This is a genomic window from Lentzea sp. JNUCC 0626 (genome assembly GCF_043632865.1).
Taxonomy (GTDB): Bacteria; Actinomycetota; Actinomycetes; order Mycobacteriales; family Pseudonocardiaceae; genus Lentzea.
The window spans coordinates 2,664,823-2,679,405 of record NZ_CP171635.1 but is presented as its reverse complement, the minus strand read 5'-3'; the positions used below and the strand labels follow the sequence as shown (position 1 = coordinate 2,679,405).

The 14,583-nt window shown below is 70.9% G+C and carries 17 protein-coding genes; 12 read left to right on the top strand and 5 right to left on the bottom strand.

Annotated features, from left to right (window positions below; translation table 11 throughout):
• Window positions 1-78 precede the first annotated feature (78 nt).
• The 5 genes from JNUCC0626_RS11970 to JNUCC0626_RS11950 are packed head-to-tail and all read left to right on the top strand — an operon-like array spanning window position 79 to window position 4,742.
• Entirely contained in the window at window positions 79-705 is a 627-nt protein-coding gene (locus JNUCC0626_RS11970; protein ID WP_394619782.1) for a hypothetical protein, read from the top strand.
• Window positions 702-1,862 (top strand): PrsW family intramembrane metalloprotease, encoded by a 1,161-nt coding sequence (locus JNUCC0626_RS11965; protein WP_394619781.1) that lies wholly within the window; start codon window positions 702-704, stop codon window positions 1,860-1,862. The genes JNUCC0626_RS11970 and JNUCC0626_RS11965 overlap by 4 nt, the downstream gene beginning before the upstream one ends.
• 31 nt (window positions 1,863-1,893) lie before the next feature.
• Window positions 1,894-2,667: an HD domain-containing protein gene (locus JNUCC0626_RS11960; protein WP_394619780.1), complete on the top strand. Its 774-nt coding sequence runs from the start codon at window positions 1,894-1,896 to the stop codon at window positions 2,665-2,667.
• Window positions 2,668-2,713: 46 nt separating this feature from the next.
• Window positions 2,714-3,736, top strand: a complete 1,023-nt coding sequence (locus JNUCC0626_RS11955; protein WP_394619779.1) for an LLM class flavin-dependent oxidoreductase — start codon at window positions 2,714-2,716, stop codon at window positions 3,734-3,736.
• 46 nt (window positions 3,737-3,782) lie between these two features.
• On the top strand, window positions 3,783-4,742 hold the full coding sequence (locus JNUCC0626_RS11950; protein ID WP_394619778.1) for a hypothetical protein: 960 nt from the start codon (window positions 3,783-3,785) through the stop codon (window positions 4,740-4,742).
• Window positions 4,743-4,809: 67 nt separating this feature from the next.
• Here the strand turns inward: JNUCC0626_RS11950 and JNUCC0626_RS11945 are convergent, their stop codons facing one another.
• Window positions 4,810-5,571 (bottom strand): NYN domain-containing protein, encoded by a 762-nt coding sequence (locus JNUCC0626_RS11945; RefSeq protein ID WP_394619777.1) that lies wholly within the window; start codon window positions 5,569-5,571, stop codon window positions 4,810-4,812.
• Window positions 5,572-5,696: 125 nt separating this feature from the next.
• On the opposite strand from JNUCC0626_RS11945, the gene JNUCC0626_RS11940 reads away from it, so the two are divergent.
• The 4 genes from JNUCC0626_RS11940 (at window position 5,697) to JNUCC0626_RS11925 (ending at window position 9,309) form a co-directional block, all read left to right on the top strand.
• Entirely contained in the window at window positions 5,697-6,089 is a 393-nt protein-coding gene (locus tag JNUCC0626_RS11940; protein ID WP_394622020.1) for a hypothetical protein, read from the top strand.
• Window positions 6,090-6,121: 32 nt separating this feature from the next.
• Window positions 6,122-6,934: a hypothetical protein gene (locus JNUCC0626_RS11935; protein WP_394619776.1), complete on the top strand. Its 813-nt coding sequence runs from the start codon at window positions 6,122-6,124 to the stop codon at window positions 6,932-6,934.
• A 67-nt stretch (window positions 6,935-7,001) separates the two neighbouring features.
• The gene (locus JNUCC0626_RS11930) at window positions 7,002-8,390 is read left to right on the top strand and encodes a flavin monoamine oxidase family protein (RefSeq protein ID WP_394619775.1); all 1,389 of its coding nucleotides are present in this window, start codon (window positions 7,002-7,004) and stop codon (window positions 8,388-8,390) included.
• Window positions 8,391-8,418: 28 nt separating this feature from the next.
• Window positions 8,419-9,309 (top strand): TetR family transcriptional regulator C-terminal domain-containing protein, encoded by an 891-nt coding sequence (locus JNUCC0626_RS11925; RefSeq protein ID WP_394619774.1) that lies wholly within the window; start codon window positions 8,419-8,421, stop codon window positions 9,307-9,309.
• On the opposite strand, the gene JNUCC0626_RS11920 is transcribed toward JNUCC0626_RS11925, so the two are convergent.
• Window positions 9,245-9,901 (bottom strand): TetR/AcrR family transcriptional regulator, encoded by a 657-nt coding sequence (locus tag JNUCC0626_RS11920; RefSeq protein ID WP_394619773.1) that lies wholly within the window; start codon window positions 9,899-9,901, stop codon window positions 9,245-9,247. The two genes, JNUCC0626_RS11925 and JNUCC0626_RS11920, sit on opposite strands and share 65 nt — an antisense overlap.
• A complete protein-coding gene (locus JNUCC0626_RS11915) occupies window positions 9,898-11,070 on the bottom strand; it encodes an oxygenase MpaB family protein (protein WP_394619772.1) in 1,173 nt (390 codons plus the stop codon). Before JNUCC0626_RS11915 ends, JNUCC0626_RS11920 begins: the two co-directional genes overlap by 4 nt.
• Before the next feature lie 132 nt (window positions 11,071-11,202).
• Between JNUCC0626_RS11915 and JNUCC0626_RS11910 the strand changes: the two genes are divergently transcribed.
• Window positions 11,203-11,682 carry an RrF2 family transcriptional regulator gene (locus JNUCC0626_RS11910; RefSeq protein ID WP_394622019.1) on the top strand — a complete coding sequence of 160 codons (480 nt, stop codon included), beginning with the start codon at window positions 11,203-11,205 and terminating at the stop codon, window positions 11,680-11,682.
• On the opposite strand, the gene JNUCC0626_RS11905 is transcribed toward JNUCC0626_RS11910, so the two are convergent.
• Window positions 11,679-12,347 carry an epimerase gene (locus JNUCC0626_RS11905; protein ID WP_394619771.1) on the bottom strand — a complete coding sequence of 223 codons (669 nt, stop codon included), beginning with the start codon at window positions 12,345-12,347 and terminating at the stop codon, window positions 11,679-11,681. The two genes, JNUCC0626_RS11910 and JNUCC0626_RS11905, sit on opposite strands and share 4 nt — an antisense overlap.
• A gap of 104 nt (window positions 12,348-12,451) precedes the next feature.
• On the opposite strand from JNUCC0626_RS11905, the gene JNUCC0626_RS11900 reads away from it, so the two are divergent.
• Together JNUCC0626_RS11900 and JNUCC0626_RS11895 are read left to right on the top strand one after the other, a co-directional pair.
• Window positions 12,452-13,045: a DedA family protein gene (locus tag JNUCC0626_RS11900; protein WP_394619770.1), complete on the top strand. Its 594-nt coding sequence runs from the start codon at window positions 12,452-12,454 to the stop codon at window positions 13,043-13,045.
• Window positions 13,046-13,128: 83 nt separating this feature from the next.
• Window positions 13,129-13,563, top strand: a complete 435-nt coding sequence (locus JNUCC0626_RS11895) for an RICIN domain-containing protein (RefSeq protein ID WP_394619769.1) — start codon at window positions 13,129-13,131, stop codon at window positions 13,561-13,563.
• Between the two features lie 46 nt (window positions 13,564-13,609).
• Here the strand turns inward: JNUCC0626_RS11895 and JNUCC0626_RS11890 are convergent, their stop codons facing one another.
• Complete coding sequence (locus JNUCC0626_RS11890) at window positions 13,610-14,542, bottom strand: EamA family transporter (RefSeq protein WP_394622018.1); 933 nt, start codon at window positions 14,540-14,542, stop codon at window positions 13,610-13,612.
• Window positions 14,543-14,583 lie beyond the last annotated feature (41 nt).

Here is a 14,583-nt window from a genome sequence, read left to right as displayed (position 1 = left end):
GTCCGATCTTGCTCGTCGCCCTGCCGAGCCCGGTCAACTGTGGTCCAGTGGTGCGCGGCGACGACGAAGGAGCTGGGGATGACAGAGGCGGCACCGCAGGGGTGGGTGCCGGTCGAGCACCGGTTCCTCGGACTCGACCGGCGGACGTTCGGCGCCGCCCTGAGCGTCCTGGTCATCGCGCTGGTGCTGCTGGCCGGGTTGCCCGCGGTGAACGCCCTCATCCCGTGGCACAACGAGATCCGCGCGGGCGACGTGCTGGACCTCGGCGGCGGCGCCACCGCCGTCCCGCCGGTCGGGTGGCAGCTCGAGGACGGCGCGCTGACCGGTTCCGGTTCGGCCTCCCCGGCGAGCCTGCAGGTGCAGCTCGCGACCGGCGGCGCGACGATCTCGTTGCGCGGCACGGCGTTCACCGGCACGGCGGACGCCTTCCTGGACCAGGTGGTGCGGTCGGAGGGCAGTGCCGGGGTCGACGGACCGCGCGGCACCGTGACCACGGCGAGCGGCCTGGTCGGGGTCGCGCTCGGCAGCACCTCGCCACAGGGCGACGGCCTCGACGTGGCGTTCAAGATGGCCGGACCGGCCGGGCAGGCCGAGACGGCGCCCGCGTTGCTGGTGCGGGTGCGGACGGCGCCGGGGCAGTACGAACGGCAGCAGGACGTCGTGGGCGAGTTCGTCCGCAGCATCACCGCGGGAGCGACCCGATGACGACGACAGCCGACCCGAAGACCGCGCAGCTCGCCGCCATCGAGGAGTCGGGCTGGGGACTGCCGTTCCGCTTCGTGCAGCCGCGCAACCTGGCGTTCTGGGTCTACCTGGTGGGCGTGGGGGGCGGTGCGCTCGCGATCCTGCGCTACTTCGGCCCCGGCGCGCACTTCTACAGCCCGGCGCTGACCGGCGGCGTGCTGCTGTTCGGCCTGTACCTGGTGCCGTGGTTGCTGTTGCTGCGCCACCACAACCGGTACACCGCACAGCCCGCGACGTTGCTGGCGGCGGCATTCGCCTGGGGTGGCCTGGCCGCGACGTTCTGGATCGCGCTGCCCGCCAACACCGCGCTGCTGGAGATCTGGTCCAAGGTCGGCGGCACCGAGTTCGCCTCCGACTGGGCGGCGGGCCTCACCGCGCCGATCAACGAGGAGTTCGGCAAGGCGCTCGGCCTCGTGCTGCTGATCGGCCTGGCCCCGCGGCTGGTGCGCAGTGCCTACGACGGGTTCATCATCGGCGCGTTCCTGGGCCTGGGCTTCCAGGTGTTCGAGGACGTCCTCTACGTCTACAACGGCGCCGCCCAGACGTTCGGCACCAACCAGCTCGCCTCGTCGGTCCAGATCTTCGTGGTCCGCGGCGCCGTCGGCATCGTCTCGCACGCCCTGTTCAGCGCGATCTTCTGCGCGGGCCTCATGTGGGTGCTGGGGCGCACGCCCGGCGACCGCAACGTGCCGCGCGGCGTCCTGACCATGCTGACGGCGATGGTGTTCCACTTCGCCTGGGACGACATGGGAGGGCTGAGCGGGGGCGTCGCCGTGCTGGCCATTCTGCTGCCGTTCGTGATCGCGGTCGTGGAACTGCTGACGCTCTTCTACGTCCTGCGCCACGCGGCCCGGCAGGAACGGATCTGGATCCGCCAGATCCTCGGGCCGGAGAGCGAGGCCGTCGATCCGGCGCTGTTGTCGGCTGTCAGCGGTCTGCGGAAGGACCGCAAGGCGTTCCGCAAGCTCGTGCACAACCGGGGCCGGGCCCGGCACCTCCAGGAGGCGGCGGCGGACCTGGCCCGGGAGATCGCCCGTGCGCGCGGCCACGAGACGGCCGAGGTGGCGCACGCCCGCGCCGAGGTGCTCCGGCTGCGCGGGGTGCGGCCGACCGGGTGACCGCGTCCCGCTGAAGGCTTACGGTGGAGCCGTGACGACCACGGCGGAGGTTGTGAGCCAGGCCGACGAGCGGATCCGGCGCCTGGAGTCGCGGCTGGTGCGCGAGTTCGGGGACGTTCCGCCGAGCCTCGTGCACGAGTGGATCGAACGGGCCAAGGCGCGGTTCGGGAGCGCGAGGGTGCAGGAGTACGTGCCTCTCTTCGTGGCGCGGGAGGTGCGGGCCTCGGCGAAGGCGTTCCCGGTGGAGGCGCAGGAGAGCTCGTTCCTGGCCACCTGGGCGCGGAACACGGCACGCAGGTTGCTCGCCCCCGAGTTGCCGAAGCGGTGGGCGCACACGGCCGGGGTGGCGCGGCGGGCCGAGCGGGTGGCTCGGGTGTTGCCCGAGGACGAACGCGAGTTGCTCGTGGCGGCGGCCTGGGTGCACGACATCGGGTACGCGGCGGAGGTGAAGGACACCGGGCTGCACTCGTTGGACGGGGCGCGGTATCTGAAGCGCGCCGGTCTGAGTGAACGGGTCTGCTCGCTGGTGGCGCACCACTCGGGGGCGTCGGCGGTGGCGCAGCTGGTCGGGCTCGGGGGCGAGTTGGCGGAGTTCCCGGACAACCGGGGGCGGCTGCGGGACGCGCTCTGGTACTGCGACATGAGTACCGGGCCGGACGGGCAGCCGACGACGGTGCAGGGGCGGTTGCAGGAGATCCGGCAGCGGCGCGGGCCGGAGGACCCCGTGGTCAAGGCGCTCGCGATCAACGGCGAGGAGCGGCTGGCGGCCGTGCGCAGGACACATCGGCTGCTCAAGCGGCAGTGACCGACGCCGCGCGCATTTACTTGAAAATTGAACTATCTTGGACGTCATGAAGAAGATCGGTTTTCTGTCGTTCGGGCACTGGACGGACAGCCCGCACTCGCAGACGCGGTCGGCGGCCGACGTGCTGACGCAGTCGATCGACCTGGCCGTCGCGGCGGAGGAGCTCGGCGCGGACGGGGCGTACTTCCGGGTGCACCACTTCGCCCGGCAACTCGCGTCGCCGTTCCCGCTGCTCGCGGCGATCGGCGCGAAGACGGAGCGCATCGAGATCGGCACCGGCGTGATCGACATGCGCTACGAGAACCCGATGTACATGGTCGAGGACGCCGGGTCGGCCGACCTCATCTCGGGTGGCAGGCTCCAGCTCGGCATCTCGCGGGGATCGCCCGAGCAGGTCATCGACGGCTGGCGGCACTTCGGCTACGGGCCGGCGGAGGGCCAGACGGACGCCGACATGGCGCGCATGCACACCGAGCTGTTCCTGAAGGTGCTGGAAGGCGGCGGGTTCGCCCAGCCCAACCCCAGGCCGATGTTCCCGAACCCGCCGGGGCTGCTGCGCCTCGAGCCGCACTCGCCGGGCCTGCGGGACCGGATCTGGTGGGGCGCGGGCTCCAACGGCACGGCCGTGTGGGCGGCGCAGCAGGGCATGAACCTGATGAGCTCCACGCTCAAGTTCGACGAGGGCGGCGCGCCGTTCCACGTCCAGCAGGCCGAGCAGATCAGGGCGTTCCGCAAGGCCTGGACCGAGGCCGGGCACGAGCACGAGCCGCGGGTGTCGGTGTCGCGCAGCATCTTCGCGCTGACCACGGACCTCGACCGGATGTACTTCGGCGGTGACGGCAAGAGCACCGACTCGATCGGGTTCATCGACGGACCGCAGAAGGCCATCTTCGGCCGCTCCTACGCCGCCGAACCCGAACTGCTCGTCAAGCAGCTCGCGGAGGACGAGGCGATCGCCGAGGCCGACACGCTGCTGCTGACCGTCCCGAACCAGCTCGGCGTCGACTTCAACGCGCACGTCCTGGAGAACATCCTCGTGCACGTCGCTCCGGCACTCGGGTGGCGCTGACGGCGATCACGGCCGCCGCGCACGTCTCAGTGATTAGGGTCCGGCCATGGACGATCAGCGATCGCCGTTGGCCGGGACCCGGTACGCGTCCGCCGCGCACCGGCTCTGGCGCTGGGTGGACGCGCCGCAGGACGCCGAGGTGGCCGACTTCGTCGCGCGCCAGGCGTCCCTGGACGTCGACGCGCGCACGAGGCTGCGGGCGGGCCTGACCGAATCGGACCTGTACACGCTGATCACGTTCGCCCGCCGGTCCGCGCTCGCGACGCTGCGCACGAACGACCCGTCGCACGTGTCCGCGGGGTTCGAGGCGCTGGCCGCGATCGACCTGGAGAAGCTCGACTGGCGGGACGTGAGCTGGGCCGCCGCCGTTGTCGCGCACGCGGGACAACGGGTCGGCGTCGCCCAGGTCGCCGCGACGGCCGCGGCCTCCCGCGCCGACGGCGAGACCGCCGACCTGCTGCTCGACTCCGTCACCGAGGAGATCGACCTGGCGGGCGACTGGGGCCTGTGCGAGGTGACCACCGCCGACGGCGTCGTCTACTTCCAGACAGAGAGCGGGAACGGTGTCCGCGGCGCTGATCTGGGTGCGCAGGCCCTGGCCGTCGCCGGCGCGCTCGAAGCCGACCTGTACCCGCACGCGGAGATCACCGTCGGCTCCACCCTGCACGCCGTGTGGCTGGACGAGGACGACGACGAGGCGATGCGGGCTCTCCGCGGCCTGTCCGCGGTGGTCAGCGTGCACGCCGAACCGGCCCCCGACGCGGACGGGCGGACCGGCCACTTCGTGCTGGTGTACCTGGCCGAGGCCGCGAGTGCGCAGGACGCGGTGGTGATCGCGGCCGCGGCCAGGGCGGCGTCGCGGGACACGGCCGTGACGATCGGGGTCGCGGTGGATCGCCGGTGCGGCGTCCTGATCGGCCGCACCTCGATGGCCGGCACGGCCCCGCTGGAGGACGAGGACTCGATCGCCCGGTTCGAGGACATCCTCAGTCAGGTGTTGCAATAGCTTCAGTGCAGACCAAAAGAAGTCTTCGACCGGGGATCAGGAGAGTCGCCACCAGCCCAGAAGGCAATCAGCGGCGACGGTTGCGGACGTAGACCGCCGACTGCTTGCCCTCGCCGTGACCGCGCCGGTCCACCTCGAACAACGTCGTCGCCGTGATCAGGTCGCTGAGCTTCGAGTAGCCGTACGTGCGGGAGTCGAACTCCGGCCGCTGCTTGGTGATGATGCTGCCGACCGACGACAGCGACGCCCACCCGTCGTCGTCCGAGGCCGCCTCGACGGCGTTGCGCAGCAGCTTCACCAGCGTCGTGTCGCCCTTGAGTTGCGCCGCGGCCGCCACCGGCTTGCGTGCCAGCGGTGTCTCGGCGGGCACCTCCGACTCGGGCGAGACGAGGTTCTCGACGTAGATGAACTTGTCGCAGGCCGCGACGAACGGCTTGGGCGTCTTGCGCTCGCCGAAGCCGTACACGGTGAGCCCCGACTCGCGCAGCCGGGCGGCGAGCCGGGTGAAGTCCGAGTCGCTCGACACGATGCAGAAGCCGTCGAAGCGGTCGGAGTAGAGCAGGTCCATCGCGTCGATGACCATCGCCGCGTCGGTCGCGTTCTTGCCGGTCGTGTACGCGAACTGCTGGATCGGCTGGATCGACTGGGCCAGCAGGTGGTCCTTCCAGCCCTTGAGGCTCGTGCCGGTCCAGTCGCCGTACGCGCGCTTGACGTGCGCGGTCCCGTACTTGGCGATCTCGGCCAGCAGTGCCTCGGTGATCGAGGGCTGGGCGTTGTCCGCGTCGATCAGCACCGCGAGCTTGACGGCGCTCTCATTGCCAGTGGCCACGGGCGAACGGTAGCCGCACACCGGTTGTGACACCGATCCGACACGATCTCGCAAAGCAACACGAACGCCCTGTTGCCGCATTACGGTGGGGACGGCAAAGGGACGTGAGAGAGGCGGAACCGGGCGTGACGTCCTGGGTCGATGTGATCAACTATGTCCGGCTGCGCTACGAGGTGCTGGAGGAGACCGACGACTGGCTGCGCTTCCGCCTCGACACCGAGGGCGACCGCACTCAGCAGGTGTCCGTGCACCACCTGAGCGATCTCGGCGGGGCGGCGTGGGTGGAGATCTCCTCGCCGGTCGGCCGGGCCGACGACGTGGACCTGCGCCGCTTCCTCGAACTCGCGGGTGAGTCGCAGGTCGGCGGGGCCGCCGTGGTGGACGGGCTGGCGTTGCTCAAGCACGTGGTGCCGCTGGAGGACCTGAGCGTGCGCGAGGAGTTCGAACGGCCGCTCGCGCTGCTGGTCGGCCGGGCGGACGTGATCGAGCACGAGCTGACGAGCCGCGACGCGTTCTAGTGCCACCAGCTGCGGCCTGGGCTGAAGAGCAGGTGGCGGCGGTCCGCGACGACCCCGCCGGGCGCCTGGCGTTGATGGAACGCTGCTACAGCGGACCGTTCGGGCAGGCGCCCCGGCACCTGCCGTTCCGCCGGGCCGCGCGGTCGTTCATGCGCTGGCAGCTGAGCCGGGGTGTGCTGCGGCCGGAGACCGGCAGTCCGTGGTGGCGGGCGGTCAACGAACGCATCCTGCGCGACGGCTGCGAGGCCGTGGCGTTGTCGGGTGGGCTCGGTGGCCCGCCCTCGTCGCGCACGGCCGCGGACTGGCTGGCGTTCGCGCTCGAACCCACGGCGCGGGCCTGGTACCGGGCGCACAACGGCAGCGTGGTCGCGGCCTACCTGGAGCACCGGGCGCTGGCGGAGCGGGAGAACGAGCCCGAGCGGTTCTTCCTGAACGTCATCCTGTGCCGGGTGCTCTACACGCACGCCCTGGTGGCGGCGCCAAGACTCTCGCTGGGCTGGTTGCGCGGGCTGGCGCCGGTGCTCGGTGACCCCCGATTGGGCATGACCGGGATCTTCCTGCAGCTCTCGCGGGTGTTGCCGGCGCGGTACCCGTTGGACGACGAGGTGAGCTACTACCTCGCGCAGGAGCACGGGTTCGCGCGGCTGGTCGACTTCGGCATGATCGTGCCCCGGCTGGACCGGCTCTACGAGTGGTCGGCGGCGGATCTGGGGGCTTCCGGGCTGCTCGACTGCGTGCGCGACGGGGCGTTGACGTACGCGTGGCGGTTCGAGGACCGGCACGTCTGGGACCCGCCGAGGTCGGTCGTGCTGCCTCTGATCCACCGGGTGCTGCCGCCGCGGTAGGTCCGAAGAATCGCAATTCTTCGGGGAAATCTTGACTCCGGAGTCAATGTTGCCCAGGGTGTGCGGCGTGACTGAAGTGGAGCAGCGCTCGGCCGACGTCGTGATCGTCGGCGCGGGGTACGCGGGACTGGCGGCAGCGACGCGCTTGGCGTCCGCCGGCGTGGACGTCGTCGTGCTGGAGGCCGCGGACCGGGTGGGCGGGCGGGCGTTCAGCGAGGTGCTGCCGTCCGGGGTGCGGATCGACCACGGCGCGCAGTGGATCGGGCCGTCGCAGAAGCGGTTCCACGAACTCGCGGCGCGGTTCGGCTGCACGACGTTCCCCACCTGGGAGACCGGCCGGCACGTCGAGGTGTGGCACGACGGCACGCGCACGGACTACTCCGCCGACGAGCCCAACAACGGACCGGGGATCGCCGAGTACCGGCGGGTCACCGAGACGCTCGACGAGCTCGCGCGGACGGTCGACCTGGAGGAGCCGTGGCGCACGCCGCGGTTCGAGGAGTTCGACACCCAGTCCGCCGAGGACTTCTTCCTGCGGCAGACCCACGACAACGACGCGCAGCGCAGGCTCGCCCTCGCGGTGCAGGGCGTGTGGTGTTGCGAGCCCAGGGAGATCTCGTTCTTCCACGTGCTGTTCTACCTCGCGTCGGCGGGTGGGTTCGAGCAGCTGATGGAGACCTCGGGCTGTGCGCAGGACTCGCGGTTCACCGACGGCGCGGACGCTCTCGCGGTGGCGATGGCGGCGGCGTTGCCCGGGGTCGTGCGGCTCGGCGAGCCCGTGCTGACGCTCCGGCACTCGGCTCAGGGAGTCGAAGCCTTGACGGACAACGGGATCGTGCGCGCGAGACGGGCGATCGTGACCGTGCCGCCCGCCGCGGTGGGACGGATCGGGTTCGAGCCCGCGCTGCCGATGGCGCGGCGTGGCTGGGCCGGGCACACGCCGATGGGGCGGGTCGCGAAGGTGCACGCGGTGTTCGAGGAACCGTTCTGGCGCAAGAAGGACCGCTCCGGCATCGCCAGCCTGTTCAGCCGCAGTCCGGTCGGCGTGGTGTTCGACAACTCGCCGGAGGACGGTTCGCGCGGGGTGCTGGTGGCGTTCGTCTACGGCGACCGGGTGGACCGCTGGGTCGCCGCGCCGGACTCGACGCGGCGTTCGGACGTGCTGGAGGCGTTGGGCGAGGTGGCCGGGCCGCGGGCGCGCATGCCGATCGAGTACGTCGAGATGGCGTGGTCCGAGGACGGCTGGACGATGGGTGGCTACGAGTGCTTCGTGACGCCCGGTGGCTGGGCCGAGTACGGCGAGCACGGCTGGCGGCGGGCGACCGGCAGCGTGCACTGGGCGGGCACGGAGACGGCGTCGGTGTGGAACGGCTACGTCGACGGCGCGCTCACGTCCGGGGAGCGGGCCGCGGACGAGGTGATGGCCGCGCTGAAGATTCCCGGACAACCGGCGTGAAGGTCGTCGCGCTGCCATACTGACCGCGATGACCAGCACAGATGGCCTCACCTCCCGGGTGCGCACGGCGCTTCGGGCGGCCATGCTGTCGCAGCGCGCGCTGGCCGGGCGCATCGGGATGGACCCGACGGCGTTGTCGAAGTCGTTGCGCGGCACGCGCAGACTGCGGGACGAGGAGATCGCGGCGATCGCGGCGGCGTGCGAGGTCAGCGTCGCCTACCTCACGACCGGGGCGGGCCCGGAACCCGTTGTGCCGCAGGACGTTCGGGACCGCGCGCTGGCGGCACCGGACCGGCGCGACCAGATCCTCGCGGCCGCCACCGCGTTGATCGCCCGGCGCGGCTACCACAACGTGCGGGTCGCGGACATCGCCCGGCAGTGCGGCACCAGCACCGCGACCGTCCACTACCACTTCCCGACCAAGGAAGCGGCGCTGAACGGCGCGCTGGAGTACTACGCCGGCACGTTCCGCGCTCGCGTGGAACGGGAGTTCGGCAAGGCCACGTCGGTGCGCGACAAGCTGCGGCGCCTGGTGGAGGTGCAGCTCCCGCTGGCCGCCGACGACATCGACGAGTGGTCGGTGTGGGTGCAGTTCTGGGGTCAGGCGATGCTGCAACCGCGGCTGCGCCCCGCCCAGCGGCGGGTCTACTCGGAGTGGCGGCGGGTGGTCGTGGCGCTGCTGCACGACTGCCGTGCGGAGGGGTTGTCCCCGGACGCCGACGTCGAGGCGCTGGCCGATCGGTTCACGGCGTTGGTCGACGGCCTCGCGATCCAGATCCTGGCCGGGTCGACCGAGATGGCGCCGGAGCGGATGCGGGAGTTGTTGTTGCGCGCCTTCGAACCGGACCTGGTGCTCACAGATCGCCCGCGAGCAACCGGCTCACGGCGTCCGCGTGCCGGTCGATCTCCTTCTGCGTGAACGGGTCGTCGCCGAACAGGCGCCGGGTCATGCCCTCGTTGGTGTACGGGGCCGCGCCGCCGCTGGTGATCAGGTAGTAGAGCGTGGGTAGCGGCACGTGGTCGAGCTTGCCGGCGTTCACGAGGTCGGTGAACGCGGGCGTGAACGCGTCGAGCATCGGCCGCACGAACCGTTCGAGCAGGTGGTCGAGCCGTTCGCTGGGTTGCCGCGCCTCGTTGCTCATGATCGCGCCCAGGTCGGGGTTGCGGGCGGAGAAGCCGACGAACGTGCGGATCATGGTGCGCAGCCGGGCGCCGGGGTCGGTGCCGGGCACGTCGGCGTCGGCGACGAGGGCGACGATGGCGCCGAAACCCCAGTCGACGGCGGCGTACCAGACGCCCTCCTTCGAGCCGAACCGTTGGTGCAGCACGTTGTGGCTGACGCCGAGCACGCGGTTGAGGTCGCGAATGGACACTCCGTGGAAGCCCTGCGCGGCGAACGCCCGCAGTGCCGCCGCGAGGATCTCCTCGGTCGACGCCGGGGCCGTCCCCTTGCGGGGGCGGCCTGGACGGCGTGGGGTCTCCTCCGGCACGACCCGGATCCTACTGATCACGCGGCGGCGTTGTGCTCGTAGCCGGTGGGGGAGTCGGGCGCGGTGACCCGCTGCCGGGCGAAGTCGATGTTCTTCCGCTGTTCCCGGCGCCAGGCCTCGGGGTCGGCGCGGAGCTTGGCGCGTTTCCGTGCGACGACGGGTACCGCCGCGACCAGGAGGCGGTCGGCGAACCGTCCTTCCGGGACGGACAACTCCCTGCTGATCTCCGGCCCGTGGATCTTGCGGGTCAACGCCCTGAGCGCCGCCGTCGCCACCGCAGGCTGCACCTTCTGCAGTTCGTGCAAGCGGCCCGCGACCGCGGTGATGGTGGCGGCGGTGAGCGTCGAGGCCTGCGGGATCAGCGGTCCGGTCACCGACTGCAGCAGGTCGTCGACCCGCTGGGCCTGCTCGTTGCTCGTGATGCCCTCGACGAGGTTCGGCTCGACGCCCAGCACGTGCGCGACGTACCACCAGTACCGGTACAGCGAGTCCTGTTCCTTGGTGGTGATGTCGAAGCCCATCTGCTGCTCGGCGTTGAGGGACGTCAGCGTGAAGTCCATCCACGTGCGGGCGAGGTCGACCTGATTGATCGGCACGCCGTACCCGGCCTCGTCGTAGCCGCGGTCGCGGGCGAGCCGGCGCATCGCCGCGTGCAGCAGGCGGACCTGCAATGTGCCGACGTAACCAGGCTCGCCGCGCCGCATCGCGCCGGGCAACATCGCGGCGTTGAGCCACTTCCCGGTCTCCTGCAACCGGCGTGGCGCGCCCTCGACCAGCCGTCCCGTCAGGTCCAGCACGGTGGAGATCGACGGCGACTGGTAGGTGCGGACGAGCGCGCCGGCCGAGAGCGAGATCGCCGTGACGGCGGCGGGTTTGGTGAAGAACGGCAGCGATCCCTCGTCGAGCAGTGCGTCGTCGACGTACTCCGGAGTGGCCTCGACCTGCGCGAGGAGCTTCGCGACGGCGGGCGGGGGATCGGTGAGCGAGTCGAGGCCGTGGGCGATGCCCTGGTGGAGGGCGACCCGGACGTGCCTGCCCTGCTCGTGGATCTCGTCCACGACGGCGTCGGCCAGCGGGTCGCCGGTGACCAGCGCGGTGCGGAGCAGTTCCGCTCTGTCCGCGCCGAACTGGACCTCCACTGTGGAGCGTCGGCTGCGGTGAGCGGGCCAGGAGGGTGTGGTGGTGGCCATGGGAGCCCCCGGTGTCGGCTTTATATGGACAGATGTCAACATAGCTCGGAAATTGACAGCTGTCCATATTAACTGTCCGGGCGCGTAAACTTGACGCTCGATGTCCAGGTTCCTAGCATCGGCCGGGTGCGGATGAACCAGGGCGTCGAGTGGGCGGTGCACGTGCTGCTCTCGCTCGCGTGGCTCGACGACGACCGTCCGGTGAGCACCGCAGCGTTCGCCGCGAGCTACGACCTTCCTCAGGCGTACCTGCACAAACAGCTGCAAGCCCTCGCGCGGGCCGGCCTGGTCGAGTCGATTCCGGGTGCGCGCGGCGGGTTCCTGCTGGCCCGTCCGGCGGACAAGATCACGCTGATGGACGTCGTGACCGCCATCGAGGGCCCCGAACCGGCGTTCACCTGCACCGAGATCCGCCGCAAGGGCATGGGGGAGGACGCGCCGAAGAGCGCGTTCCGCCGTCCGTGCGCTGTGCACGGCGCCATGCAACGCGCCGAACTCCAGTGGCGTCAGTCGCTCGCCTCGCAGACCATCGCGGACGTCAGGGCCGAGGCGGACGCGCACGCTCCGTCCGCCGCCCGTCTCGCCCGCCGCGCGTACGGCCGTGAAGACTAAGCTTCGCCCGCGAGCCTGTTGATGGCGCCGCTGTTCAGGATCCGCTCGCCCTTTCCGTCCATCGTGGACAGTGCGACCATCGCCTTGCCGATCGCGCCGATCGACGTCGTGCTGTCCGGGAACATCCGCTTCAGCAACGGGTAGAGCCACGACGTGGCGGCGTACACCACGCGCACCGCTCCGACCCGGGGCTTCACCCCGAACATCGGCCGGATGTAGCCGGGCCGGAACACGTAGGTGTGGAACGGATACGCCAGCAGCTCCTGCTCCGCGCGCGCCTTCACCCGTGCCCACATCAGCTTCGAGTCGGCCGACGCGCTGGCGCCCGACACGTAGACGTAGGTGAGCGCGGGATTGAGCGGCAGGAGCGCATCGGCAGCCGCGACGGCGTAGTCGACGGTCACCAACGTGTAGTCGGCCTCGCTCACGCCCGCCGACGGCACGCCGATGCAGTAGAAGCACGCGTCCGGGGTGCCGAGGCGTTCGGCGATCGGGCGGAGGTCGGTGAAGTCCTGGTGCAGCACCACGTCCAGCTTCGGGTGCGTGACCTCCAGTGGGCGGCGGCTGATCACCGTCACCTTCTTGACCGACGGGTCCGCCAGGCAGGTGTGCAGGACGCCGTGGCCGACCAGTCCGGTCGCGCCGAGCAGAACGACGTTCGTCAACGGAACCTCATCGTGTCGAGTTTGGTTAGCCAATCGGCTAATGAACACGCTACCGTGAACGTCGAGGGGCCGCCAATCGGGAGGCCGTCGCACAGGGAGATCCGATGCAGGCGTGGCTGTCCGAGGTACCGGCCGTGGTCGTGTACCTGGCGGTGTTCTTCCTGATCGGCGGGCAGTTCGTGGGCCTGCCGCTGCCGGGTGGGGTGGTCCTCACGACGGCGGGGCTGATCGCAGTGCAGGGCGCGGTGTCGCCGGTGGGCATCAGCCTGGTCGCGGCGGCCGGAGTGCTGGCGGGCAGTGCGGTGGGCTACCGGCTGGGAGCGCGGGGCGGCCGGGCCGTGCTGGCCCGGCTGGTGACGCGGTTTCCCCGAGTGCTGCCGGAGAAGCGGGTCGTCGCGACCGAGAGGTTGTTCGAACGCTGGGGTGCGTGGGTGGTCGTGGTGAGCTGCTTCTCCGCCGTGCTGCGGATGATCGCGGCTCCGCTCGCGGGGACCCTGGGCGTGCCGGTGCGGCGGTTCGCGGTGGCGATGACGGTGAGCGCGGTGGCGTGGTCGTTCGGCACGACGCTGGGCATCTACTACGTCGGACAGGCCGCCGAACAGTGGATCAACGGCCTGTCCGTGGCCGGACTCGCGATGCTCGTCGTCGTGGCGCTCGCGTCCGTGCCGTCGTGGTTCCGCCGCAGTGTCAACGGTTGATCAGCCGGCCACGGCAACGGACGCCCCTGCTCGGTCGTGACTCCGACGTCCATCGCGTGAGAGCAGTCGGCAAGGGGAGTCTGATGAAGTTTTCCAGGGGGATGGCCGTGGTCGGTGTCGCCGCCGCGCTGGCGACGGCCGCGTTCGCCGCGCCCGCGTCGGCGTCGGCTGACCCGTCGATCTACATCAGGAACTACGAGACCGGGTTGCACCTGGACGCCAGTGAGACGAAGGGGGTGCGTCTGGGGGAGTGTTGCAGCACTTTCCAGGTCTGGCTCGAGATCGGCAGCAAGATCGAGCAGGTGCAGTCCGGGCTGTGTCTGGACGGTAGTGCGACCAAGGGCGTGCGGCTCAACGCCTGCAACGGCAGCGCCTACCAGCAGTGGACCTGGTCGAAGGACAGCGACGCCATCGTCCACCGCGGGACCGGGTTGTGCCTGGACGGCAGCGTGAGCAAGGGCGTGCGGCTCGTCGGCTGCAACGGCCGCACCTACCAGATGTGGACCCGGCAGAGCTGACCTGAGACGGGGACGGGCCTGCCGAAGCGCTCGGCAGGCCCGTCCGTCAGGCGACCGCCGCTGCCGGAACGGGCTCGACCTGCTGCCGTTCCGCCCGCACCGACGCGATCCCCGCGAGGATCAGCAGACCGCCGAGCAGCTGCAACGGGGACAGTGCCTCACCCAGGAGCAGCCAGGCGAAGATCGACGCCGACACGACCTCCAGCAACGCGATGAACGACGCTACTCGCGACCCGAGAATCCCGGAAGCCGTGATCCCGCTGGCATAAGCGAGCGCCGTCCCGATGACGGCGACGATCAGCAACGGCACCCACCAGGCCACCGGCGTGCCGAACAGCGCGACGTCGCCGAACGTCGCGGTGAACGGCAGCAGTCCGAGACCACCGATCACGGCGAGCACCGGCGCGGCCAGCAGCAGTCCGGCACCGGCCAGCGCGACCGGCGGCAGCCCGTTGTTGGGGCGCGCGGCGATCACGAAGTACACCGAGCACCCGATGGCCGCACCGAACGCGGCGAGCAGCCCGAGCGGGTCCACGGCCTGGATCGCGCCCGGCCCGATCACCAGCACGAGACCGCCGACCGCGAGCACCGACCCGATCAGCACGACCGGCGCGGGCGTCTTGCGGCTGACCGCCCAGGTGAACCCGACCAGGATCAGCGGCGCGAGGAACTCGATCAGCAACGCCGTGGCGACCGGGATCCGGGCGATAGCGGCGAAGTAGAGGACCTGGGTGATCGCGACACCCACGAGACCCATGCCCAGCACGGGCCATCTCGCTGCCAGTAAGAGGTTCCAGCGGCCGCGCATCAGCACGATCACGAACGGCAGCAGCACCAGCCCGGCGGTGAGCGCGCGCAACGTGACGGCGGCGGCCGGTGACCAGCCCGCCTCCAGCAGCGGTTTGACGAACGCGCCGGACGTGCCGAACGAGATGAACGAGACCGCGGCCGCGATCAGGCCGGTGGACTTCGACGGCATCCCCACGCTTGCCTCCCAGCTCCGAGCGATGTCATGGCCTA